20 protein-coding genes and 1 pseudogene are annotated in these 20661 nt (G+C 70.9%); 9 read left to right on the top strand and 12 right to left on the bottom strand.

Translation table 11 applies throughout. The annotated features are described in order from the left end of the window. The first annotated feature begins 19 nt into the window (after window positions 1–19). From hsaA to OG738_RS42710, 5 genes are all read left to right on the top strand, one after another. The gene (gene hsaA, locus OG738_RS42730) at window positions 20–1183 is read left to right on the top strand and encodes a 3-hydroxy-9,10-secoandrosta-1,3,5(10)-triene-9,17-dione monooxygenase oxygenase subunit (RefSeq protein ID WP_329049666.1); all 1164 of its coding nucleotides are present in this window, start codon (window positions 20–22) and stop codon (window positions 1181–1183) included. Next, window positions 1183–2028: a 4,5:9,10-diseco-3-hydroxy-5,9,17-trioxoandrosta-1(10),2-diene-4-oate hydrolase gene (hsaD, locus tag OG738_RS42725; protein ID WP_329049665.1), complete on the top strand. Its 846-nt coding sequence runs from the start codon at window positions 1183–1185 to the stop codon at window positions 2026–2028. Before hsaA ends, hsaD begins: the two co-directional genes overlap by 1 nt. Then, window positions 2028–2939, top strand: a complete 912-nt coding sequence (gene hsaC / locus OG738_RS42720) for an iron-dependent extradiol dioxygenase HsaC (RefSeq protein WP_329049663.1) — start codon at window positions 2028–2030, stop codon at window positions 2937–2939. The genes hsaD and hsaC overlap by 1 nt, the downstream gene beginning before the upstream one ends. Next, the gene (hsaB, locus tag OG738_RS42715) at window positions 2936–3478 is read left to right on the top strand and encodes a 3-hydroxy-9,10-secoandrosta-1,3,5(10)-triene-9,17-dione monooxygenase reductase subunit (RefSeq protein ID WP_329049661.1); all 543 of its coding nucleotides are present in this window, start codon (window positions 2936–2938) and stop codon (window positions 3476–3478) included. Before hsaC ends, hsaB begins: the two co-directional genes overlap by 4 nt. Before the next feature lie 180 nt (window positions 3479–3658). Next, window positions 3659–4258 (top strand): Rv1733c family protein, encoded by a 600-nt coding sequence (locus OG738_RS42710; RefSeq protein WP_329049659.1) that lies wholly within the window; start codon window positions 3659–3661, stop codon window positions 4256–4258. A gap of 420 nt (window positions 4259–4678) precedes the next feature. On the opposite strand, the gene OG738_RS42705 is transcribed toward OG738_RS42710, so the two are convergent. The 7 genes from OG738_RS42705 to OG738_RS42675 all read right to left on the bottom strand — a co-directional run bounded on the left by OG738_RS42705 (window position 4679) and on the right by OG738_RS42675 (window position 11381). After that, window positions 4679–4933, bottom strand: coding sequence for a Smr/MutS family protein (locus tag OG738_RS42705; RefSeq protein WP_329049658.1), 255 nt, complete (start codon window positions 4931–4933; stop codon window positions 4679–4681). Further along, window positions 4930–5991: an MBL fold metallo-hydrolase gene (locus tag OG738_RS42700; RefSeq protein ID WP_329049656.1), complete on the bottom strand. Its 1062-nt coding sequence runs from the start codon at window positions 5989–5991 to the stop codon at window positions 4930–4932. The genes OG738_RS42705 and OG738_RS42700 overlap by 4 nt, the downstream gene beginning before the upstream one ends. Before the next feature lie 26 nt (window positions 5992–6017). Then, a complete protein-coding gene (locus OG738_RS42695) occupies window positions 6018–7040 on the bottom strand; it encodes a fatty acid desaturase family protein (RefSeq protein WP_329049654.1) in 1023 nt (340 codons plus the stop codon). Window positions 7041–7135: 95 nt separating this feature from the next. Continuing rightward, window positions 7136–9511 (bottom strand): excinuclease ABC subunit UvrA, encoded by a 2376-nt coding sequence (locus tag OG738_RS42690; protein ID WP_329049653.1) that lies wholly within the window; start codon window positions 9509–9511, stop codon window positions 7136–7138. 43 nt (window positions 9512–9554) lie between these two features. Next, window positions 9555–10466, bottom strand: a complete 912-nt coding sequence (locus OG738_RS42685; protein WP_329049652.1) for a hypothetical protein — start codon at window positions 10464–10466, stop codon at window positions 9555–9557. A 50-nt stretch (window positions 10467–10516) separates the two neighbouring features. After that, window positions 10517–10927, bottom strand: coding sequence for a VOC family protein (locus OG738_RS42680; RefSeq protein WP_329049651.1), 411 nt, complete (start codon window positions 10925–10927; stop codon window positions 10517–10519). A gap of 10 nt (window positions 10928–10937) precedes the next feature. Next, the gene (locus OG738_RS42675; RefSeq protein WP_329049648.1) at window positions 10938–11381 is read right to left on the bottom strand and encodes a helix-turn-helix transcriptional regulator; all 444 of its coding nucleotides are present in this window, start codon (window positions 11379–11381) and stop codon (window positions 10938–10940) included. Window positions 11382–11681: 300 nt separating this feature from the next. Here OG738_RS42675 and OG738_RS42670 point away from each other — a divergent pair. Continuing rightward, window positions 11682–12979 (top strand): annotated as a pseudogene (locus OG738_RS42670) (MFS transporter). A gap of 411 nt (window positions 12980–13390) precedes the next feature. Here the strand turns inward: OG738_RS42670 and OG738_RS42665 are convergent. The 5 genes from OG738_RS42665 to OG738_RS42645 are packed head-to-tail and all read right to left on the bottom strand — an operon-like array spanning window position 13391 to window position 17006. Further along, window positions 13391–14830 carry an NAD(P)/FAD-dependent oxidoreductase gene (locus OG738_RS42665; RefSeq protein ID WP_329049647.1) on the bottom strand — a complete coding sequence of 480 codons (1440 nt, stop codon included), beginning with the start codon at window positions 14828–14830 and terminating at the stop codon, window positions 13391–13393. Continuing rightward, the gene (locus OG738_RS42660) at window positions 14823–15053 is read right to left on the bottom strand and encodes a ferredoxin (RefSeq protein WP_086865695.1); all 231 of its coding nucleotides are present in this window, start codon (window positions 15051–15053) and stop codon (window positions 14823–14825) included. The genes OG738_RS42665 and OG738_RS42660 overlap by 8 nt, the downstream gene beginning before the upstream one ends. A gap of 1 nt (window position 15054) precedes the next feature. Beyond that, on the bottom strand, window positions 15055–15672 hold the full coding sequence (locus OG738_RS42655; protein WP_329049644.1) for a ferric reductase-like transmembrane domain-containing protein: 618 nt from the start codon (window positions 15670–15672) through the stop codon (window positions 15055–15057). Next, on the bottom strand, window positions 15665–16462 hold the full coding sequence (locus tag OG738_RS42650; RefSeq protein WP_329049642.1) for a DUF4142 domain-containing protein: 798 nt from the start codon (window positions 16460–16462) through the stop codon (window positions 15665–15667). The genes OG738_RS42655 and OG738_RS42650 overlap by 8 nt, the downstream gene beginning before the upstream one ends. Beyond that, window positions 16446–17006 carry a COG4315 family predicted lipoprotein gene (locus tag OG738_RS42645; protein WP_329049640.1) on the bottom strand — a complete coding sequence of 187 codons (561 nt, stop codon included), beginning with the start codon at window positions 17004–17006 and terminating at the stop codon, window positions 16446–16448. Before OG738_RS42645 ends, OG738_RS42650 begins: the two co-directional genes overlap by 17 nt. 264 nt (window positions 17007–17270) lie before the next feature. On the opposite strand from OG738_RS42645, the gene OG738_RS42640 reads away from it, so the two are divergent. The 3 genes from OG738_RS42640 (at window position 17271) to OG738_RS42630 (ending at window position 20643) form a co-directional block, all read left to right on the top strand. Continuing rightward, the gene (locus OG738_RS42640) at window positions 17271–17831 is read left to right on the top strand and encodes a sigma-70 family RNA polymerase sigma factor (RefSeq protein WP_329049638.1); all 561 of its coding nucleotides are present in this window, start codon (window positions 17271–17273) and stop codon (window positions 17829–17831) included. Between the two features lie 7 nt (window positions 17832–17838). Continuing rightward, window positions 17839–18624, top strand: coding sequence for a zf-HC2 domain-containing protein (locus OG738_RS42635; protein ID WP_329049637.1), 786 nt, complete (start codon window positions 17839–17841; stop codon window positions 18622–18624). Between the two features lie 381 nt (window positions 18625–19005). Further along, the gene (locus OG738_RS42630) at window positions 19006–20643 is read left to right on the top strand and encodes a DUF1996 domain-containing protein (protein WP_442875849.1); all 1638 of its coding nucleotides are present in this window, start codon (window positions 19006–19008) and stop codon (window positions 20641–20643) included. Window positions 20644–20661 lie beyond the last annotated feature (18 nt).

Genomic DNA, 20661 nt, shown 5'->3' with positions numbered 1-20661 from the left:
ACGCGAGAGAGGACTGCGCATGAGCGAGCAGGTGATCGCCGGGGTCCGGGACCTCCTGCCGGTCCTGCGGGAACGGGCCCAGGACACCGAGGACGCGCGAAGCATCCCCGAAGAGTCCGTCAAGGCCCTGCAGGAGACCGGGTTCTTCAAGATGCTGCAGCCGAAGCCGTTCGGCGGGCTCGAAACGGACCCGGTGAGCTTCTACACCGCGGTCAAGCTGATCGCGAGCGCGTGCGGGTCCACCGGCTGGGTCGCCTCCATCCTCGGCGTCCACCCGTGGCACGTGGCGCTGTTCGACGCGCAGGCCCAGCAGGAGGTCTGGGGCGAGGACGAAGACGTGCGGATCTCCTCGTCGTACGCGCCGATGGGCAAGGCGGAGGTCGTCGACGGCGGCTACCGGCTGTCCGGCCGGTGGAGCTTCTCCTCCGGCTGCGATCACTGCACGTGGGTGCTGCTCGGCGGACCCGCGTTCAAGGACGGGAAGCCGGTCGACTTCTGCACGTACCTGCTGCCCATCGCGGACTACGCGATCGTGGACGTCTGGGACACCGTCGGCCTGCGCGGGACCGGCTCGAACGACATCGTCGTCGAGGACGTCTTCATCCCGCAGCACCGGGCGCTGAGCTTCATCGCGACGTCGAAGTGCAAGGTGCCGGGCCAGGCGGTCAACCCCGGTCCGCTGTACCGGCTGCCCTATGGCTCGGTGCACCCCAGCACCATCACCGCGCCGATCATCGGGATGGCGCAGGGCGCCTACGACGCGCACGTCGAGCACCAGCGCAAGCGCGTGCGGGCCGCGTACGCCGGTGAACAGTCCAAAGAGGACCCGTTCGCCAAGGTCCGGATCGCCGAGGCGGCCAGCGAAATCGACGCGGCGTGGCTGCAGCTGACGCGCAACATCGACGAACTGTACGAACTGGCCAAGCGCGAGGAGCGGCTGCCTACGGACCTGCGGCTGCGCGTCCGGCGCGACCAGGTGCGCGGCACGGAACGCGCGATCGCCGCGATCGACCGGCTCTTCGAGAACTCCGGCGGGCGGGCGATCCAGCGCGGCACGCCGATCCAGCGCTTCTGGCGCGACGCGCACGCGGGCCGCGTCCACGCGGCCAACGACGCCGAGCGCGCGTACGTCATGTTCGGCACCGGCGCCTTCGGGCTGCCCGTCGAGAACGCGATGTACTGATGGCCGCTCCGGAGGGAAAGTACGTCCAGGCAGGCAGCTTGAAGCTGCACTACCACGAAGCCGGTGCGGAACACGCCGAGACGGTCATCCTGCTGCACGGCGGCGGGCCGGGCGCGTCGGCGTGGAGCAACTTCGGGCGCAACCTGCCGGAGTTCGCCAAGCACTACCGGACGATCGCCGTCGACCAGCCCGGCTTCGGGCGTTCCGACAAGCCGACCGAGCACCCGCAGTACTTCCGGCACAGCGCGGACGCCGTCGTCGGGCTGATGGACGCCCTCGGCATCGAGCGCGCCCACTTCGTCGGCAACTCGCTCGGCGGGGGAGCGGCGGTCCGGCTGGCGCTCAACCACGGAAAGCGGGCCGGACGGCTCGTGCTGATGGGGCCGGGCGGGCTGAGCGTCAACCTCTTCGCGCCCGATCCCACCGAGGGCGTCAAGAACCTGGGCCGCTTCGGCGCCAAGCCGAGCCGCGAGCGCATGGCAGCCTTCCTGCGCATCATGGTCCACGACCAGGCGCTGATCACCGACGAGCTGGTCGACGAACGCTTCGCCGCGGCGAACACCCCGGAGTCGCTCGCCGCGATGCGCGCGATGGGGATGTCGTTCGCCCACCCCGAAACCTACGAAGAAGGCATGCTCTGGCGCGAAGCCCACCGCCTGCGCCAGCGCGTGCTCCTGATCTGGGGCCGCGAGGACCGCGTCAACCCCCTGGACGGCGCGCTCGTGGCTTTGAAGACGATTCCGCGCGCGCAGCTGCACGTGTTCGGCGGCTGCGGGCACTGGGCCCAGCTGGAGAAGTTCGACGAGTTCAACCGGCTGGCCCTCGACTTCCTCGGGAGTTCCTGATGGGCATCCGGTCACTGGGCTACCTCCGCATCGAAGCCACCGACATGGCGGCGTGGCGCGAGTACGGGCTCAAGGTGCTCGGCATGGTCGAAGGCAAGGGCGTCGATCCGGACTCGCTGTACCTGCGCATGGACGACTTCCCGGCCCGGCTGGTCATCTCGCCCGGTGCGGCCGACCGGCTGGCCGTCACCGGCTGGGAGGTCGCTCACGCCGGTGAGCTCGCCGAGCTGCGGTCGCGGTTGGACAGTGCCTCCGTGCCCTACAAGGAGGGCACGCCCGAGGAGCTGGCCGATCGGCGCGTCGACGAGCTGATCAGCTTCGACGACCCGTCCGGCAACACCCAGGAGGTGTTCCACGGCGTCGCGCTGCAGCACCGGCGCGTCGTGAGCCCGTACGGCCACACGTTCGTCACCGGCGAGCAGGGCCTCGGCCACGTCGTTCTGTCCACAAAGGATGATGAGGCGTCGCTGCGGTTCTACCGCGACGTCCTCGGCTTCCGGCTGCGCGACTCGATGCGCCTGCCGCCGCAGATGCTCGGCAGGCCCGCCGACGGGCCGCCCGCGTGGCTGCGGTTCTTCGGCTGCAACCCGCGGCACCACAGCCTGGCGTTCCTGCCGATGCCGACGCCGAGCGGGATCGTGCACCTGATGGTCGAGGTGGAGAACACCGACGACGTCGGCCTGTGCCTCGATCGCGCGATCCGCCGGAAGGTGCCGATGTCGGCCACGCTCGGCCGGCACGTCAACGACCTGATGCTGTCGTTCTACATGAAGACCCCCGGCGGCTTCGACGTCGAGTTCGGCTGCGAGGGCCGCCAAGTCGACGACGACAACTGGATCGCCCGCGAGAGCACCGCGGTCTCCTTGTGGGGCCACGACTTCTCGGTCGGCGCGCGGCCCCCGGGCGCATGACGTCGGTGGTGGTCGACCAGGCCGGGTTCCGCAGCGTGCTCGGGCACTTCTGCACGGGCGTCACGGTGGTCACCGGCCGGCACGGCGACACGCTCGCCGGCTTCGCCTGCCAGTCGTTCGCCGCGCTGTCCCTCGACCCGCCGTTGGTGCTGTTCTGCCCGGCTCGCACGTCGCGGACGTGGCCGGTGCTGGCCGCGGCGGGCCGGTTCGCGGTCAACGTGCTGGCCGAGGACCAGCAGGAGGTCAGCGCGGTGTTCGGCGCCCGCGGCGAGGACAAGTTCGCCCGCGTCGGCTGGACCCCGGCGCCGTCCTCCGGTGCGCCCCTGCTCGACGGCGCCTTGACCTGGATCGACTGTGCGCTGGAAGCGGTCCACGAGGCGGGCGACCACTACGTGGTGATCGGCCGCGTGACGGCGCTGGGCACGCCGTCGGACGCCCGGCCGTTGCTGTTCCACCGCGGCCGCTACGCGGTCACCGAGCCGGCGCGGGACGCGTTGTCGGCGCTGATGCCGTGGCCGCGTCCGGACGATTGGCTCTGAGCGCGGACCGCGGATCGCTCACGCACTGTGGTCGGCGATCGGTAAGGATCGGCACGGTAACGCGACCGGGTGGTTGTGCACGGGTTCACAGGTGGGCCGCATCCCATTGACGAGAGAAAGCCGAGTCCCGCGCGCACACTGGAGGGGAGATGACGTTTCCCGGGGAGGAGTGAGTCGCGCATGCGTGGGCCCAGCGGACGGATCGCCCGGTTCCGGCGCCGGTTGCACCCCGGCCGCAACCCGCTGACCAGGTTCGGCGACCGCGTCGAGGCGGCCCTGCTGGTGCTGGTGTTCGCCGGCGCGCTGCTCGCCCTGCCGTTCGCGGCCGCGTTCGGCTCGGACACCTACGCCGCGCAGACCGCACGGGCCGAGCAGGAACGCACGACCCGCCACCCGGCGACGGCCGTGTCGCTCGCGGCGGCACCCAGCCAGTCCTACAGCACCGACGGCGCGGGAGCCCCGGCCGACCAGACGACGGTCCAGGCCGCCTGGTTCGACGCGCGCGGCGCCCGCCACACCGGCGACGTCCTCGCCGACGCGGGCAGCCCGGCGGGCACGCACGTCCCGGTGTGGCTCGACCAGCGCGGCGAGCTGTCGAGCGAGCCGCTCTCGCCGTCCACCTCGGCGGCCGACGGCGTCTTCGCGGCGATCCTGCTGTGGGTGGCGATCACGGGCTCGCTGGCCGGCCTGTACGGCATCGGCCGGTTCGCGGTGAGCCGCCTCCACGCGGCAGCGTGGGACCGCGCGTGGGCCGAAGCCCGCCACGACAGCCGGTTCTGAGCGCGAAAAAGCCGGTTTGTCCGGTCGGGCAGCTCTCGTTCGCTGGCATCCGCTCCGTGACCGCTTCGCCACCGGCTGCCCCCGTCCCCCGCAGCGCGGAGCCGGATGGCGAGGACCCCGAGTGGCTCGTCGCGGAGCTGCGCGCCGTGGCCGAACGGGAGCTCGGCAAGCTCAAGCCCGAGAAGGGCTTCGCCGACAGCCGGGCGCTGGTGCTCGACGGGGTCGTCGAGGACAGGGCAGCTCTGTTCAGCGAGACCCGGGACCAGATATCTCGACCGCGGCCGCACCGAAGGGGACGCGTCGTTCGACACGCTCAGCCCGGTGCGCCAGCTCTTCTCCGTCAACGCCCGGCTCGCCTGGCTGACCGTCAGCGCGTTCCGCGAGGCGTGGGGCCGCGCGCCCGTCCCGCCACCCGGCTGATCACTTCCAGCGGAAGTGCACGAACACCCGGCCGAAGTTGTCCTTGTCCTTCTCCACCCGGTGGTAGAGCGCCTTCACGTCCTTGCGCTCGAGGAACCGCAGGACGTGCTTCTTCAGCTGGCCCGACCCCTTCCCGGGGATGATCTCGACGAGCGGCGCCTTCTTGGCGACAGCTTCGTCGATGATCGCGCGCAGCGCCCGGTCGATCTCGCCGCCGTGGTTGTAGATGTCGTGGAGGTCGAGCTTCAGCTTCACAGCGCCTGCCACCAGCCGTCGACCGCCGGGGGCTCGCTCACGTCGATGCGCTCGCCCGGGCGGGGGATCGCCAGCGCCAGGTCCGCCGCCTTCGCCTCGCGCCACACGCGGTCCGCCGGCTCGCCCCAGGGGTGCATCGCCAGCTGGAACGTCGCCCAGTGGACCGGGATCAGCAGCTTCGCGCGCACGTCGATGCCCGCCGCGACGCCTTCCTCCGGGGTCATGTGGATGTCCGGCCAATGCGGGGCGTACGCGCCGATCTGGATCAACGCCGCGTCGAACGGGCCGTGCTCCTGGCCGATCGTCGCGAAACCGTCGAAATACCCCGTGTCACCGCTGTAGAACACCCGGTGCGAAGGTCCCAGCAGCGCCCACGACGTCCACAGCGTGTCGTCGTTGGTGATGCCGCGGCCGGAGAAGTGCTGGGCCGGCGTCGCGACGAACCGGACGCCCGCGACCGTCGCCTCTTCGTGCCAGTCCAGCTCGATGATGCGCGCCGCCGGAACGCGCCAGCGCTCCAGGTGCGCGCCCACCCCGAGCGGCACGAGGAAAGGCGCTTCGGTCGAAGACACCAGGGCGCGGACCGTCGCCAGGTCCAGGTGGTCGTAGTGGTCGTGCGAGATCACCACCGCGTCGATCCGGCCGAGCCCGGACAACGGCACCGGCGGCTCGTGCAGCCGCCGCGGGCCGGCGAACGCCGCGGGCGACACCCGGTCGCTCCACACCGGGTCGAGCAGCACACGGGCGCCGTCCAGCTCGACCAGCGTCGACGCGTGCCCGTACCACGTCAGGTGCAGGCCCTCGGCCGACTCGACCGGTGCCGACGCGACCAGCGGCACCGGGCCGCCGGGCTTGCGCAGCTCGCGGTGCTCGCCGAAGAACATCTCGCGGAAGATCGTCCGCATCGACGCCGCGGTCATCGGGTGCCGGGGCGCGGCGTTGCGGAACACCTTGCCGTCGAACTGCGGCGAGGTGCGGACCCGCTCGGCCCGCGCGCCGGTGGCCTTCGCGCCGAACGCCGCCGGCAGGTCCCGCAGGGCCGCGACCGTCTTCCTCATAATCGAGTCTTCCTCATGCCCCGAGTCTACGAACGGTTCCTGAGAGGCGCCCCAGCTTCGTGCAGGTGGGTGAGGGCCTGCCGGTAGGACTCGACCAGGCTCGTCTGCAGGTAGGGGACGCCCAGCTCGGCGCAGTAGCCCTCGACGATCGGCTGGGCCAGCCGCAGGTGCCGCGACGGCATGCTCGGGAACAGGTGGTGCTCGATCTGGTAGTTGAGGCCGCCGAGGGCGACGTCGGTGACGAGGCCGCCGCGGACGTTGCGCGACGTGAGCACCTGCCTGCGGAGGAAGTCGAGCTCCGGCTGCCCGGTCAGCGTCGGCATGCCCTTGTGGTTGGGCGCGAAGATCGATCCCATGTAGACACCCCAGAGTCCTTGGTGGACCGCGAAGAACAGCAGCGCCATGCCGGGGGAGAGGACCGTGCACAGCGCGGTGAGGTAGACGACGACGTGCGTGGCGAGCAGCGCGGCCTCCACACCCCGGCGGCGCAGGCCCGGCTTGCGCACCGCACGGATCCCCGAAACGTGCAGGTTGAGCCCTTCGAGCGTCAGCAGCGGGAAGAACAGGAAGGCCTGGTACCGCCCGATGAACTTCGCGACGCCGCTCGCGTTCCGGGCCTGGTCCTTCGACCACACGAGGATGTCCGGGTCGACGTCGGGGTCGAGCTCCTCGTGGTTCGGGTTGGCGTGGTGGCGGGTGTGCTTGTCCATCCACCAGCCGTAGCTCATCCCGATGCCGAGGTTGCCGACGAGCATCCCGGCGATCTCGGTGGGCCGGCGGCGCCGGAACACCTGCTTGTGCGCGAGGTCGTGCGAGAGCAGCGCGATCTGCGCGAACATGACGGCCTGGAACGCGGCGACGGCCAGCTGCCACCACGAGTTCCCGAGCAGCGCGAAGGCGACCCACCCGGCGGCGAACAACCCGCCCACGACGGCGAACCGGGCGGTGTAGTAGCCGGGACGGCGCGCCATCAGGCCGGCGGCGGAGATGCGGTGGCTCAGCCGGGCGAAGTCGCTGCCGGTGAGAGCGGGGTTCTCGGTGGTGGTCACCGGCCCGAGTGTTCCGGGTAGGGGTCACCGCGGGAACCCGGAGCGCCCCCGGCACATTCCGGGGGCCCGCCCTACCGCCGCATCTGGTATGAGGATCAGCCGACGTACTCCGCGAGGTGCTCGCCGGTCAGCGTCTTCCGCGATTTCACCAGGTCAGCCGGGGTGCCCTCGAAGACGACCCGGCCACCGTCGTGGCCGGCGCCCGGGCCGAGGTCGATGATCCAGTCCGCGTGGGCCATCACCGCCTGGTGGTGCTCGATGACGATCACCGACTTGCCCGCCTCGACCAGCCGGTCCAGCAGGCCCAGCAGCTGCTCGACGTCGGCCAGGTGCAGGCCCGCCGTCGGCTCGTCGAGGACGTACACCCCGCCCTTCTCCGCCATGTGCGTCGCCAGCTTGATCCGCTGCCGCTCGCCGCCGGACAGGGTCGTCAGGGGCTGGCCGAGCGTCAGGTAGCCGAGGCCGACGTCGGTCAGGTGCGTCAGGACCTTGTGTGCCGCCGGGAGCGCCGCGTCGCCGTCGGCGAAGAACTCGAGCGCTTCGGCCACCGACATCCCGAGCACCTCGCTGATGTCCCGGCCGCCGAAGGTGTACTCCAGCACCTCGGCGTTGAACCGCTTGCCCTCGCAGACCTCGCAGGGCGTCGCGGTGCCCGCCATGATGCCGAGGTCGGTGTAGACGACCCCGGCGCCGTTGCAGTTCGGGCACGCGCCTTCGGAGTTCGCGCTGAACAGCGCCGGCTTGACGCCGTTGGCCTTGGCGAACGCCTTGCGGATCGGCTCCAGCAAGCCCGTGTAGGTCGCCGGGTTGCTCCGGCGCGAGCCGCGGATGCCGGTCTGGTCGACCGTCACCACGCCCTCGCCGCCGGACACCGAGCCGTGGATCAGGGAGCTCTTGCCCGAGCCCGCCACGCCGGTCACGACGACCAGCACGCCGAGCGGGACGTCGACGTCGACGTCCTGCAGGTTGTGCGTCGAAGCGCCGCGCACCTCCAAGAAGCCCGACGGCGTCCGCACCGACGGCTTCAGCGACGCGCGGTCGTCCAGGTGCCGCCCGGTGAGCGTCTTGCTCTTGCGCAACGCGGCCACGGTGCCCTCGAACACGACCTCGCCGCCCTCGGAGCCGGCGCGCGGCCCGAGGTCGACGACGTGGTCGGCGATCGCGATCGCCTCCGGCTTGTGCTCGACGACCAGCACCGTGTTGCCCTTGTCCCGCAGCTGCAGCAGCAGGTCGTTCATGCGCCGGATGTCGAGCGGGTGCAGGCCGATCGTCGGCTCGTCGAAGACGTAGGTGACGTCGGTGAGCGACGACCCGAGGTGGCGGATCATCTTGGTGCGCTGGGCTTCCCCGCCCGACAGCGTCCCGGATGGACGGTCGAGCGAGAGGTAGCCGAGCCCGATCTCGACGAACGAGTCGAGCGTGTGCTTCAGCGCGTCCAGCAGCGGCGCGACCGTCGGCTCGGCCAGCTTCCCCACCCACGCGGCGAGGTCGCTGATCTGCATCGCGCACGCGTCGGCGATGCTGATCCCGTCGATCTTCGACGACCGGGCCTCGGCGGACAGCCGCGTGCCGTCGCAGTCGGGGCAGGTCGTGAACGTGACGGCTCGCTCGACGAACGCGCGGATGTGCGGCTGCATCGAGTCGACGTCCTTGGCCAGCATGGACTTCTGGATCGCCGGGACCAGCCCCGAGAAGGTCAGGTTGATGCCCTCGACCTTGATCTTCGTCGGTTCCTTGTAGACCAGGTCGTTGAACTGCTTCTTGGTGAACTTCTTGATCGGCTTGTCCGGGTCGAAGAGACCGGAGCCGCGGAAGATGCGGCCGAACCAGCCCTCCATGCTGTAGCCCGGGATGGTGATCGCGCCCTCGTTGAGCGACTTGTTCTCGTCGAAGAGCGCGGTCAGGTCGATGTCGTTGACCTTGCCGCGGCCCTCGCAGCGCGGGCACATGCCGCCGGTGATGCTGAAGCTGCGGCGCTCCTTGATCTGCCGCCCGGCCTTCTCGATGGTGACCGCGCCCGCGCCGCTGATCGAGGCGACGTTGAACGAAAACGCCTGGGGCGAGCCGATGTGCGGCTGCCCGAGCCGGCTGAAGAGGATGCGCAGCATCGCGTTCGCGTCGGTCGCGGTGCCGACGGTGGAGTGCGCGTTGGCGCCCATCCGTTCCTGGTCGACGATGATCGCGGTGGTGATCCCGTCCAGCACGTCGACGTCCGGGCGGGCCAGCGTCGGCATGAACCCCTGCACGAAGGTGCTGTAGGTCTCGTTGATCAGCCGCTGCGACTCGGCGGCGATCGTGCTGAACACCAATGAGCTCTTGCCGGAGCCGGAGACGCCGGTGAACACCGTCAGGCGCCGCTTCGGCAGCTCGACGCTGACGTCCTTGAGGTTGTTCACGCGCGCGCCGTGGACGCGGATCAGGTCGTGGCTGTCGGCGACGTGCGGCGCGGACTTCCTCGTGGGCTTGGTCATCGTGTTCTCCAGCGGTCGTTCGGGGTTCGGCGCGGTTCTTCGGTCACGCTACGGCCGGTTCGGCGACGTGCGCTTCTCGATTCCTGATCGCCCGGGCCAGCTCCCGGTAGGCGTGCGGGGAACAGCCGTAGGCGAGCCGGAACCGGCGGGTGAGGTGCTCGGCCGTCATCCCGGCGTCGCGGGCGAGCGCCTCGAGGTCCAAGATCGCTGCACAGCCGATGCGGTCGCGGACACGGCGCAGCTGCGTCAGTTCGCGGAAGTGCTCGTGCGCGGCGGCTTTCAGGCTCAAGCACATGTCGGTTCCCTTTCTTCGATACGGCCGAGGACGGCCCAGGCCGCGATCGGGAGCAGCAGGAGCGTCAGCACCCCGGACAGCACGAGCCCGCCGGTGCTGCCGGCCAGTTCGATCAGCGGGCCGCCGAGGGGCCACCGGGCGGCGGCGCAGGATCCGCCAGCCGGACGTCTTCGGCTCGCGCAGGGCGTCGGGTCCCGCGGCCGAGCGGGGCACGAACACCGACGTGGCCGCGAGCAGGACCAGCGCGCCGCCCGCGTCGAAGAAGAGGGCGTAGCCCGCGCCCGCCGTCGCCACGACTCGCCCGCGGCTTCCGTCGCCAGCAGGCGGCGGCTGCTCGACCCGGCCAGCTTGCCCGTCGCGCCGAAGAGGGACGGGCAGCGTGAGCCGCCCGGTGACGGCCAGGACGCCGAGCGCGGTGAAGGTGAGCGACCGCAGCACGCAGTCGGCGACGAGGAGCGTGCGCGGCGGGACGCGCACCCGGCCCAGGCCGACGGCCAGCGCGAGGACGGTCGACAGGACGAACGGCGCGGCCTCCACCAGCCCGATCGCGATCGCCTTCGGGACGCTCCCGTGCAGCGACAGCGTCTGCACGGGCATCGCGACGATGATCATGCCCGTGCCGAGGCCGGCCAGGAGGTCGCCGAGCAGGAGACCGGCCACGCGCCGGTCGCGCAGCACCTCGCGGTAGCCGCGCGCGACCGCGACCTCGGTCAGCGGAGCTCCTGGATGCGCAGCAGGTTGCCGGCCGGGTCGCGGAACGAGCAGTCGCGGACGCCGTAGGGCTGCTCGACCGGCTCTTGGACGACCTCGGCGTTGCCCGCTTCGAGCTTCGCGAAGAGGGCGTCGAGGTCCTTGGTGGCCAGGTTGACGGAGGCGTAGGTGCCCTTGGCCATCATCTCGTTGATCATGCGGCGTTCGTCGTCGGTCAGGCCCGGCGTCGCGGCCACCGGCGACAGCACGATCGCCGTGTCGGGCTGGTTCGGCGGGCCGACGGTGATCCAGTTCATCTCGCCGTACTTGACGTTCTGGCGGACCTCGAAGCCGAGCAGGTCCCGGTAGAAGACGAGGGAGGCTTCCGCGTCGGTGTGCGGGAGGAAGCTCGAGTGAATGGTGACGTCCATGCCGGTCACCCTAGGTGGCCGCCGAGGGCCGCGCTTCTCGATTCCTGATCGGTCTGGTGACCTGTTTGGCCACGCACGGCGGCATGCCGACGGTGGCCTCGGCCTGCTCCTCGCGGTAGACGCTCGGCGGCAGGCCCACCAGCTCGGCGAACCGGGTGCTGAAGGTGCCCAGCGACGAGAAGCCGACGGTGAAGCAGACTTCGGTGACGCTTAGCTCGCCCTTGCGCAGCAGGGCCATCGCGCGCTCGATCCGCCGCGTCATCAGGTACGAATACGGTGACTCTCCGTAGGCTTTGCGGAACTGGCGACTGAGGTGCCCGGCAGACATGCTGACGCCGCGCGCGAGCGCCTCGACGTCGAGCGGCTGGGCGTACTCCCGGTCGATCCGGTCCTTGACGCGGCGCAGCAGCGCGAGGTCGCGCAGGTAGTGCTCGGAGGCGGACGTGCTGCTCACCGGACGATCGTGCCACACCGCGCGGCTTCGGCGGAGGTAATCGTGTCGTCCCTCCAGTCACGGGTGTCGACCCCTCAAGCACGCGTGTCGTCCGTTCCCGCACGGCGCTCGCGTGTCTGGAGGGCTTCCCGCGTGTCTGGAGGGTCGACACGTGTGACTGAAAGGTCGACACGGCTAGCGGAGGGTGTCGCGCAGCCAGCGCTGGAGGTTGAGGTCCAGCTGATCGGACATGGTTGCAGCGTACGCAAACCATCCTTGTCAAAGTTGCGTGGCACGACACAAGCGCAGGTCGTCGTCGGCATGGTCGCGCGGTCAACCTCGCCGTCCCGATGCTCGCCGCGAGCGAGCTGCGGCCCGCCGCGGCCACGGTGGTCTGGATCGTCGACACCTACGTCATCGTGTTCGCCTGCGTGGTGATCCCGGGCGGCGCCGCGGGCGACCGGTTCGGCCGCAAGGGTGTCCTGCTGGCCGGGCTCGGGCTGTTCGCGGCGGGCGCGCTGCTGTCGGCGGCGGCCCCGGACGTCGTCCTCCTGCTCGCCGGCCGCGCGCTCACCGGGGCCGGCGCCGCCGCGGTGCTGCCCAACTCGCTCGCCGTCCTGCTGCACGCCGTGCCGCCGGAGAAGAAACCCGCGACCATCGCCACCTGGGCGTCGATGACCGGCATCGGCGGTGTCCTCGGGAACGTCGGCGGCGGGCTGGTCCTGACGGCCGGCTCGCGGCGCTGGCTGTTCGCCGCCGTCGTGCCGCTCGCCCTCGTCACGGCCGCCCTCGTGGCACGGACCGCGCCGGTCTCGTCGCGCCACGACCGCGGTCTCGACCCGCTGGGCGCGCTGCTGCTCGTCGGCGCGTCGGTCGCGCTGCTCGTCGGAATCGTCCAGGGCCCGCAAGCGGGCTGGGGGAGCGCGGTCGTGGTGACCGGGTTCGCCGGCGCCGCCGTGCTGTTCGCCGCGTGGACGTTCGTCGAGCTGCGGGCCGGGTACCCGCTGCTGTTCCGGATCCCGGCCCTGCGCAGCGCCTGCCTCGGCATGACGACGGTCTTCTTCGGCATGTTCGCGCTGTTCTACGTCAACGCGTCATTCCTGCAGTACGCCAAGGGCTTCGGCCCCCTGGGCACCGGGCTCGGGATCATCCCGCTGACCGTGCCGATCATCCTCGGCGGCCGCCACGTCGGCCTGCTGACCCGCCGCGCCGGCCTCGACGCCACCGTCGCACTGGCCTTCGCGTTCGTGGGCGGCGGTCTGCTCGGACTGTCCACAAGCGACACCGCGACGCCGTACGCGGGCTACGCGGCCTGGCTCGTGGTCACCGGGATCGGCGTGACGCCGGCCCTGCCGACGCTGTCGGGCGTCATCGCGGGCTCGCTGCCGCCGGCCCAGGCGGGTGTCGGCACCGGGCTGCAGGCCACCACCCGGGAGTTCGGCAGCGCGCTCGGGGTCGCCGTGATCGGCACGGTCATGGCCGCGGCGGGCCGCGGGCCCGACGTCGGCACGGCGTTCGTCGCGGGCGCGGACACCGGGCTGCGCGTGGTCGGCGGGGTGGTCCTGCTGCTCGGCGCGCTGGTCGTGGCGGAGTCCCGGGTCGCCCGGCGAACGAGGTGAAGGCCGCCTCGAGGGCTCCCGTTTCCCTCGAGACGGCCTTCGCCGTGCAACCCCGACCCGACTTCCGGCCGTGACGGCCTTTCCGGCGGCATACCCTTCCCCCGGAAGGGCCGTCACGGACGTGCACGCCGCGACGGCAGTGACGCCACCGTGGCGCTCGACCCCGGGCCCCCGCCCGGTGCGCCGGAAGAAGGCCACCCCGGGGGCGTCGGGTTCCCTCGGGATGGCCCTCTCCTGGCCCGCCGGACGCTCGGCCCACGCTGTTCTTCCGGGGGTTCCCGTGGTCACAGCACCGGACGCGAGGCGGGCAGGGGGGACGTTGGGGGCCGGTCACCACACCGCCCAGCCGCGGAGGGGGCGTGGTGACCGGCGAGGGGACATGGCCGCCGCGCGCAGCCACATCCCGGCTTTCTACCTCCCCATCGGGATGGCCATCGTGGGCGGCGCCGCGGCCCCGGGCTGCGCGGCGAACGCCGTGGTCGGCGGGGCCGCCGGCGAGGGGAACGCCGTGGTCGGGATGTCGTTGGCGAACTCGCTCTCGAACTCGCGCTCGAAGGCCTGGTGGTCGAAGCCGCTGTCGAACTCCGGTGGCACCTCGGCCGACAGGCCGGCGAGCGCCGGTTCGACGACCGGGACCTCGGGGACCTCGGCGACGGGAGCGGGCTCCGGCTCCGGCACGTAGTCCGGTGCGGGCAGCCGGCGGTCGAGCTCGGCCATCCAGTCGAGCATCGCCCGCGGCTTGTCCCACGACGAGATGCCGACGAGCCGTCCGTCGCGGATGAAGCCGGTGATGCCGTCGGCGAGCGTGACGGTGTCCTCGGCCAGCGACGGCATCCCGCACATCTGCAGGCGCGTGTCGTACAGCGTCGACCACGCCCGGGGGAGCGGGGTGAACGGCTTGGCGCTCGACTGGCCCATCAGCAGGTTGTCCGCTGCGTGCCGCGCCGACTCGACGGCGTTGATCCAGTGCTCGACCCGTCGCGGGGTCTCGTCGAAGCGCAGGTTCGGCCAGCGCGCGATGTCCCCGGCGATGACGACGTCGGACGCGCCCTCGGCGAACAGCTTCGCGTCGCACAGCACGCCGTCGCTGATGTCGAGGCCGGAGCCGCGCATCCAGTCGACCGACGGGACGCTGCCGATGGCGAGCACGACGACGCTGGCGACCAGCAGCTGGTTGTTCGTCAGGTGCAGCCCGACGGTGTCCTTCGTGCTGATCCAGTGCCGCACTTCGCTCTTCATCGCCAGCTTCGCCCGGTGCTCGTGGTGCGCCTCGACGATCCCGCTCGAGACGCGGTCGCCGAAGCGGTGCAGCGGTGCTTTCGCGTGGCCGACCAGGGTGACGTCCCGGCCGATGTGCCGCATGCTCGCGGCGAACTCGTTGCCGATCAGGCCGGCGCCGATCACGACGGCCGGCTTCTTGCTGGCGTTGAGGCAGCGCCGCACGGCCATCGAGTCCTCGACCGTGCGCAGGATCCGCACACGCGGGTCGTGCCGCGGCGACCCGGGCAGGTGCCGCGGGTAGACGCCGGTCGCGGCGATCAGGCCGTCGTACCAGAGGGACTCGCCGCCGGGCAGGTGCACGACCCGCTCGGTGGTGTCCAGGTGCGTCACGCGCGCGCCGAGGCGCCAGTGCACGTCGAGGTCGGGCAGGTAGTGGTCGAGCCCGACGTCGCTGGGCCGTTCGGTGCCCATCACCAGCGCCTTGGAGACCATCGGCCGGTGGTAGGGACGCCGGGCCTCGTCGCCGATGAGCACGATCTCGCCGTCGAAGTTCTGTTCCCGCAGGCGTTCCGCGGCACGCAGCCCGGCGACGCCCGCACCCACGATGACGATCCGGTCGCCGTCAGCCATCGAGGTCCCCTCTCATCACGACCGCCTGCATCGGGCAGCAGCGAGCCGCCATCTTCGCCTGTTCCATGGTGGTTTCGTCCAGCAGCCGCGTGTGGAAGCGCAGGCGGCCGTCCTGGCCGAGGTCGAACACGTCCGGCGCCTCCATGGCGCAGATGCCGTAGAGCTCGCACCGGTCGTTGTCGACGCTGATCCGGGGCCCGCTACCGGGCAAACGGAAGGGCATGTCAGGCCACCTGCTCTTCCACGAGTCCGATGCGTTCCAGGGTCCGGGCGGGCATGAACCGCAGCAGCGACGTCGTGACCGCCGGGACGAGCAGCGTGATGCCGCCCAGCCAGACGACCGCGAGGTGGCCGTTGGCGATCGAGCCGAACCACGCGTGCAGCGCGGTCAGCGCGACGGCCGGGTAGGCGCAGCGGTGCAGCCACAGCCAGCGGCGGTAGGAGGTGAACCGCTGCAGGCCGGCGGTGAGCGCGATGGCCAGCATGACCTCGAAGCCGACGATGCCGATGCTGTGCCGGGTCTCCTGGCCCGACAGGAAGGGGAGGAACAGGTACTGCAGGCTGTACGGCTGGATCGTCAGGTAGAAGAAGCCCAGCGCGTGGATGCCGCCGAAGATCAGCGTGCCGGTGGCCAGCACCATGTGCGTGCTGCGCAGCGCCTTGCGGCCGGTGACCGAGCGCACCCAGCCGGTGGCGGTGAGCACGCCCCAGGTGAGCGTCAGCATCATCGCCGCGTAGGACGCCCGCGCCGCGAAGGCTGCGAGGCCGCGGGCCGCCGGGTCGGTCTTCGGCTGGAACTGCTGCGTGAGGAAGATCGTCGCGTCGTGCCAGGTCTCAACCATGGCTGCCCCCGGTTCTGACGGTGGCCGCGCGGGCGGCCGTCCTGGCCCGGCCGCGGTTGCCCTTGACCTGGCGCAGCACGTAGAACAGACCGCCGCCGAGCAGCAGGAACAGGGCCACCACCACGGTGAGCTGGGAGGTGTCGAGGCCCAGCAGCGCGCCCGCGGGGGCGGCAGTGGTGGAGACCGTCGGCGTGGGGAGCGCATCGAAGTCGACCACGCCGCTGCTTTCGAGCATCGTCATGTGCCGCAGGACGGCCTGGTTGCCGACGGTCGCGAACGCCCGCACGTCGTCGTTGCGGGTGCCGGCGCGCAGCTGCGCGAGGATGGCGAAGACCTGGCCGTGCGCCGCGCGCAGCCGGTTGGCGAAGATGCGGTCGAACGACGGGCCAGGGGCCGCGTTCATCTCCTCGAGCAGCCAGCCGCGCTGCTCGTCCGAAGGCTGGTCCGGCACCGGCGAGTTGAGCTTCTGCGACAACGCGCGGGTCGCGACGTCGAGGCGGCCGTGGTCCATCATGATCGCGAAGCCGATCGCCTGGACCTTCGGGCTGCCCTTCTGCATCGCCATCATGCCCGAGGGCATCTCCCACAGCCCGGCCTGGCGGACCTTGGTCAGCAGCACGGAGTCTTCGGGGGAGACCGCGGTCGTCTGGGCGATCGAGGCCGGGGACACCGCCGCGAGCAGGGTCAGCACCGCGACCAGCACGAACAGGATCCGGACCACCGGACGGGACCGCTCGAGCGGGGACGGAGGGGCGAACTCGAGCCCGGCGTACTCAGAGGCCGAAAGCATTTTCCCTCCACTGGTCCTGGGTCATCGTGATCTTCTTGCCGTCCGGCGCGATCGGGAACCAGGCGTCGTCGGCGCCCTGGCCGGACGTGTCGGCCGGTTCGCTGTCGCCGGTGAAGTGGTACAGCGGCCAGCCGGCCAGGGTGAGCTGCTGGGTGCCGTCGTCGCGGGTGATCTGGCCGATCAGCGACCGGTCGACGTCGATCGGCGCGAGGTTGCCGCCGGCCTTGACCGGGATCCACTTGGCGGCGCAGGCGTCGGTGCAGTTCGAGCGCGACGGATCGGTCGTGTCGCGGTCGTACCGGTAGATCGTGTACCCGGTGCCGTCGACCAGCATCTGGCCGAGGTCGAACGTCTTCGCGGCCCTGAGCTGGCTCTTCGCCGGATCGTTGGGGTTGGCGGTGATGGGCTGCGGCATCGCGATGGTCATCGGCGCCTGCATGCCGGGCATCTGCATACCGGCGCCGCCACCCGCGGCGTAACCACCCGAGGTGGTGGCCGCGCCGGCGGTACACGCGGTGAGCAGGGCGAGTGCGGTGAGGCACACGGCGGCGGGGACCACCGTACGGGGAATGCGTATCACTGCTCCTCCGAGGGCATGACTACGCGCAGTAGCCTGGGGTGAGGCGAAAATGCGCGCAAAAGATCCACAGTGGACAATCGGTCCGGAGTGGATGCGGAGCGTTGCGGGGGACAACGCCTTGTCGGGGTCTTCGGTAGGGGATACGGACACGGTCCGGAAACGGTTCAAAAAAGTTTCGTCTTCTTTTGGTACTGGACGTACGCCCTTCGGCCCACCAGGATGTCCCGCGTGGGACGGCACACTCGAGCGCTGAGACCCGTCGAAGATCAGGAAGTCGTCGTCGAGTCGAACGACGCCTCCGACGATCTGGCGAAGGCGCTCTACCAGGAGTTCGGCGGGTCCCTCATGGCGTTCGCGCTGCGGCTGACCGGCCACGACCGGCAGTGGGCCGAAGACGTCGTGCAGGAGACCCTGATCAAGGCGTGGCGGAACGCGGACAAGCTCGACCGCCAGCCGGAGATGCTGCGTGCCTGGTTGTTCACGGTGGCCCGGCGTATCGTCATCGACGGCTGGCGCAGCCGCAGCGTCCGGCCCCAGGAGCTCGAGGAGATCGAATCCGACGCGATCGCGGTGTCCGACGAATCGGACCGGACGCTCGCCGCGATGATCGTTTACGAGGCGCTGCAGGGCCTTTCGCCCGAGCAGCGGGAGGCCATCCAGCAGACCTACCTGCGCGATCGGACCGTGAACGAGGTCGCGGCGACCCTCGGCGTGCCCCCCGGCACCATCAAGTCCCGCATCCACCACGCTGTCCGCGCGCTGCGCCGGGCTCTGCGCGAGCGGGGGTGAACTGAGGGTGGCCGGGTCCGCACACACCGACGTCGCCGCGTACGTGCTCGGCGTCCTCAGCGAGGCCGAGAGCACCCAGTTCGAAGCCCACCTGATGAACTGCCCGCACTGCCAGCTCGACCTGATCGAGCTGTACCAGCTGCCGGACGTCCTCGACATGGTCAAGCGCAGCTGGCCGGAGCCGCCGATGCCGGCGCCCAGCCCGCGCACCCTCGCGCCCGGGCCCCGCGTGCTGCGCGGCCTGATGGAAGAGGCCGCCGTCAAGCGCCGCCGCCGCAAGCGGATCGGCATCCTCGCCGGCGCCGCGGCCGCTGCCGCGGTGATTGCCGGCCCGCTGGTGACCCTCGCGGTCCGGCCGGCCGACGCCGTCCCGCCCGCCTCGCTCTCCGCGCCGAGCGGCAAGCAGGCGGTCACGAGCGTCGCGGCGACCAGCGTCCCGGCGCCGTCCACCGGCGCGCCGAGCCAGCCCGGCAGCGGGCAGACCTACGGCCGCGGCAGCGGCGGGTCCGCGGTCAGTGCCGTCGTCCGGGTGTCTCCCGTGGAGTGGGGCAGCCGCGTCGACCTCGAGCTGCGCGGGATCGTCGGGCCGTTGAAGTGCCAGCTGTTCGCCGTCTCCACGACCGGGGACGACCGCGTCGTGTCCGGCTGGTCGGTGCCGCCCAAGGGATTCGGCATCCCGGGCTCCCCGGACCCGTTGCGACTGCAGGGTTCCGTCTCCCTGGCGATGGACCAGATCGCCCGGTTCGAGGTCCGCGGCGACGACGGCACGGTGCTCGTCGTCGTGCAGCGCTGACTCTTCCTCCTTCGGTCACGGCTCCGGGTGGGCCGTGGTTCAGAACGTTCTTTTCCGTGCGCAGGGCCATGACCTGGGTGAATGGCGTCCGGTTGCGTTCCGCTTGATAACGAACAGATAACGGGCCGGTCGCTTTTGAACCTCGCCGCGTTCGCGTCCGTATCCCCCAATGCATCCCCCGATGCATCCCGACAGCCGGAACCCGGAGCTTCCCCGCAGGGTTCCGTGCGATCTCGACCTCAACCAACGGTAGTTCTTGCCCGGGCCGCCGCGCTATTCGGCGTGCCCGGAATAACGAACGAGGTGAACTAGTCTATGGCCCGGAATTCTCGGTCCCCCGTGACGGGCAAGCACCGCGTTGCCCGCCGAACCAAGATCGCGATGGGTGCGATCGGCCTGGCGATCGCCGTCGGCGCACTCGCCGTCGCGGTCAGCGCGGGCCGCACGGGCGAGGCCAGCGCGGACCCCGCGGACCCGTCGTTCTTCATCGACATCAACAAGGTTCCCGCCGGCAACAACGTCAACGCGGCCCTGAAGCAGAAGGGCGTGCAGGGTTCCTTCACCGTCGACTGTGGAACGAACGCGGACGGCGCGCACCACAACCCGGACAACTTCATCGCGCAGCCGAGGATCAAGAACGGCGCCCAGCACCTGCACGACTACGTCGGCAACGTGACGACCGACGCGGACTCGAGCCTCAAGAGCCTCCTCGCCGGCGGCACCACCTGCAAGAACGGTGACCAGTCGGCCTACTTCTGGCCCGTCATCCGCATCGACCGCGCGGACAACGCGGCGAACGCGAGCCAGAACGCGAAGGCCCAGCAGGCCCAGCAGGGCAAGATCGGCGACGTCCCGCAGGACCAGAGCGCCAAGGACGCGCAGGCCGCCCAGGACGCCGGCCAGGGTCAGGCCCAGAACACGCAGGACCCGAACGCGCAGGGCCAGAACGCGCAGGGCCAGAACGCGCAGGGCCAGAACGCGCAGGGCCAGAACGCGCAGGGCCAGAACGCGCAGGGCCAGAACGCGCAGGGCCAGAACGCGCAGGGCCAGAACGCGCAGGGCCAGAACGCGCAGGGCCAGAACGCGCAGGGCCAGAACGCGCAGGGCCAGAACGCGCAGGGCCAGAACGCGCAGGGCCAGAACGCGCAGGGCCAGAACGCGCAGGGCCAGAACGCGCAGGGCCAGAACGGTCAGAACGCGCAGGACCCGAACAGTCAGCAGCAGAAGCGCCGGAACACCGGTGGTGGCGCGACGGGCCGCGGCGGCCAGAACGCCCAGCAGCAGGGCGGCCAGAACCAGCAGAACGGCCAGCAGAACCAGGACCGCCGTCGTGGCGGCAAGAACAACGGCGGCCAGAACCAGAACGGCGGCCAGAACCAGAACGGCGGCCAGAACAACGGCGGCCAGAACAACCAGAGCAGCAGCGCCGCCGCGCCGCCGACCGAACTCGGCGGGGTCTCGGGCGCGAATGAAGCGGTCGGCGACAACGACGGCCAGATCATCGAACCGGAGTCCGCGACGCTGAAGTTCATCGGCGGCGGCGCCCAGAACGTCGTCGCGATGCCGCTCGGCCTGAAGATCCTCTACGGTGACGCCAAGCAGAGCACCAACGGCCCGGCCAACGCCCGGCCGAGCTGGACCTGCACCGGGTTCGAGGACCGGCTGACCGATCTCTACCCGATCTGCCCCGCGGGCAGCAAGGTGGAGCGGATCCACGCCTTCCCGAACTGCTGGGACGGCAAGAACACCGACAGCGCCAACCACCGCACGCACATCGTGTTCGCGAACCAGCAGGGCAAGTGCCCGCAGGGCTTCAAGAACGTGCCGCAGCTGCAGGTGACGCTGGTCTACAACGTCCCGCTGGACGTCCAGCAGAAGGGCCAGTACAAAGTGGACGCCTTCGCCCAGGAAAAGCACAACCCGCGGTCCGACCACGACGACTTCGCGAACGTGATGAGCAACAGGATCATGGGCCGCGTGGTCAACTGCATCAACTCCGGTAAGGCCTGCGCGGAATAGCCCTTTCCGTCCGGTCCA

It is taken from the genome of Amycolatopsis sp. NBC_01488 (genome assembly GCF_036227105.1).
Lineage (GTDB): Bacteria > Actinomycetota > Actinomycetes > Mycobacteriales > Pseudonocardiaceae > Amycolatopsis.
This window is presented reverse-complemented; position numbering and strand designations above follow the sequence as displayed.

Bases quoted from the DNA above. Each gene is read 5' to 3' on its own strand.
- OG738_RS42630 (WP_442875849.1), top strand. From the start codon at position 19,006: ATGGGTGCGATCGGCCTGGCGATCGCCGTCGGCGCACTCGCCGTCGCG.
- hsaB (WP_329049661.1), top strand. From the start codon at position 2,936: ATGACGTCGGTGGTGGTCGACCAGGCCGGGTTCCGCAGCGTGCTCGGG.
- OG738_RS42655 (WP_329049644.1), bottom strand. From the start codon at position 15,672: ATGGTTGAGACCTGGCACGACGCGACGATCTTCCTCACGCAGCAGTTC.
- OG738_RS42680 (WP_329049651.1), bottom strand. From the start codon at position 10,927: ATGGACGTCACCATTCACTCGAGCTTCCTCCCGCACACCGACGCGGAA.
- OG738_RS42700 (WP_329049656.1), bottom strand. From the start codon at position 5,991: ATGAGGAAGACGGTCGCGGCCCTGCGGGACCTGCCGGCGGCGTTCGGC.
- hsaA (WP_329049666.1), top strand. From the start codon at position 20: ATGAGCGAGCAGGTGATCGCCGGGGTCCGGGACCTCCTGCCGGTCCTG.
- hsaC (WP_329049663.1), top strand. From the start codon at position 2,028: ATGGGCATCCGGTCACTGGGCTACCTCCGCATCGAAGCCACCGACATG.
- OG738_RS42710 (WP_329049659.1), top strand. From the start codon at position 3,659: ATGCGTGGGCCCAGCGGACGGATCGCCCGGTTCCGGCGCCGGTTGCAC.
- OG738_RS42690 (WP_329049653.1), bottom strand. From the start codon at position 9,511: ATGACCAAGCCCACGAGGAAGTCCGCGCCGCACGTCGCCGACAGCCAC.
- hsaD (WP_329049665.1), top strand. From the start codon at position 1,183: ATGGCCGCTCCGGAGGGAAAGTACGTCCAGGCAGGCAGCTTGAAGCTG.
- OG738_RS42665 (WP_329049647.1), bottom strand. From the start codon at position 14,830: ATGGCTGACGGCGACCGGATCGTCATCGTGGGTGCGGGCGTCGCCGGG.
- OG738_RS42660 (WP_086865695.1), bottom strand. From the start codon at position 15,053: ATGCCCTTCCGTTTGCCCGGTAGCGGGCCCCGGATCAGCGTCGACAAC.
- OG738_RS42650 (WP_329049642.1), bottom strand. From the start codon at position 16,462: ATGCTTTCGGCCTCTGAGTACGCCGGGCTCGAGTTCGCCCCTCCGTCC.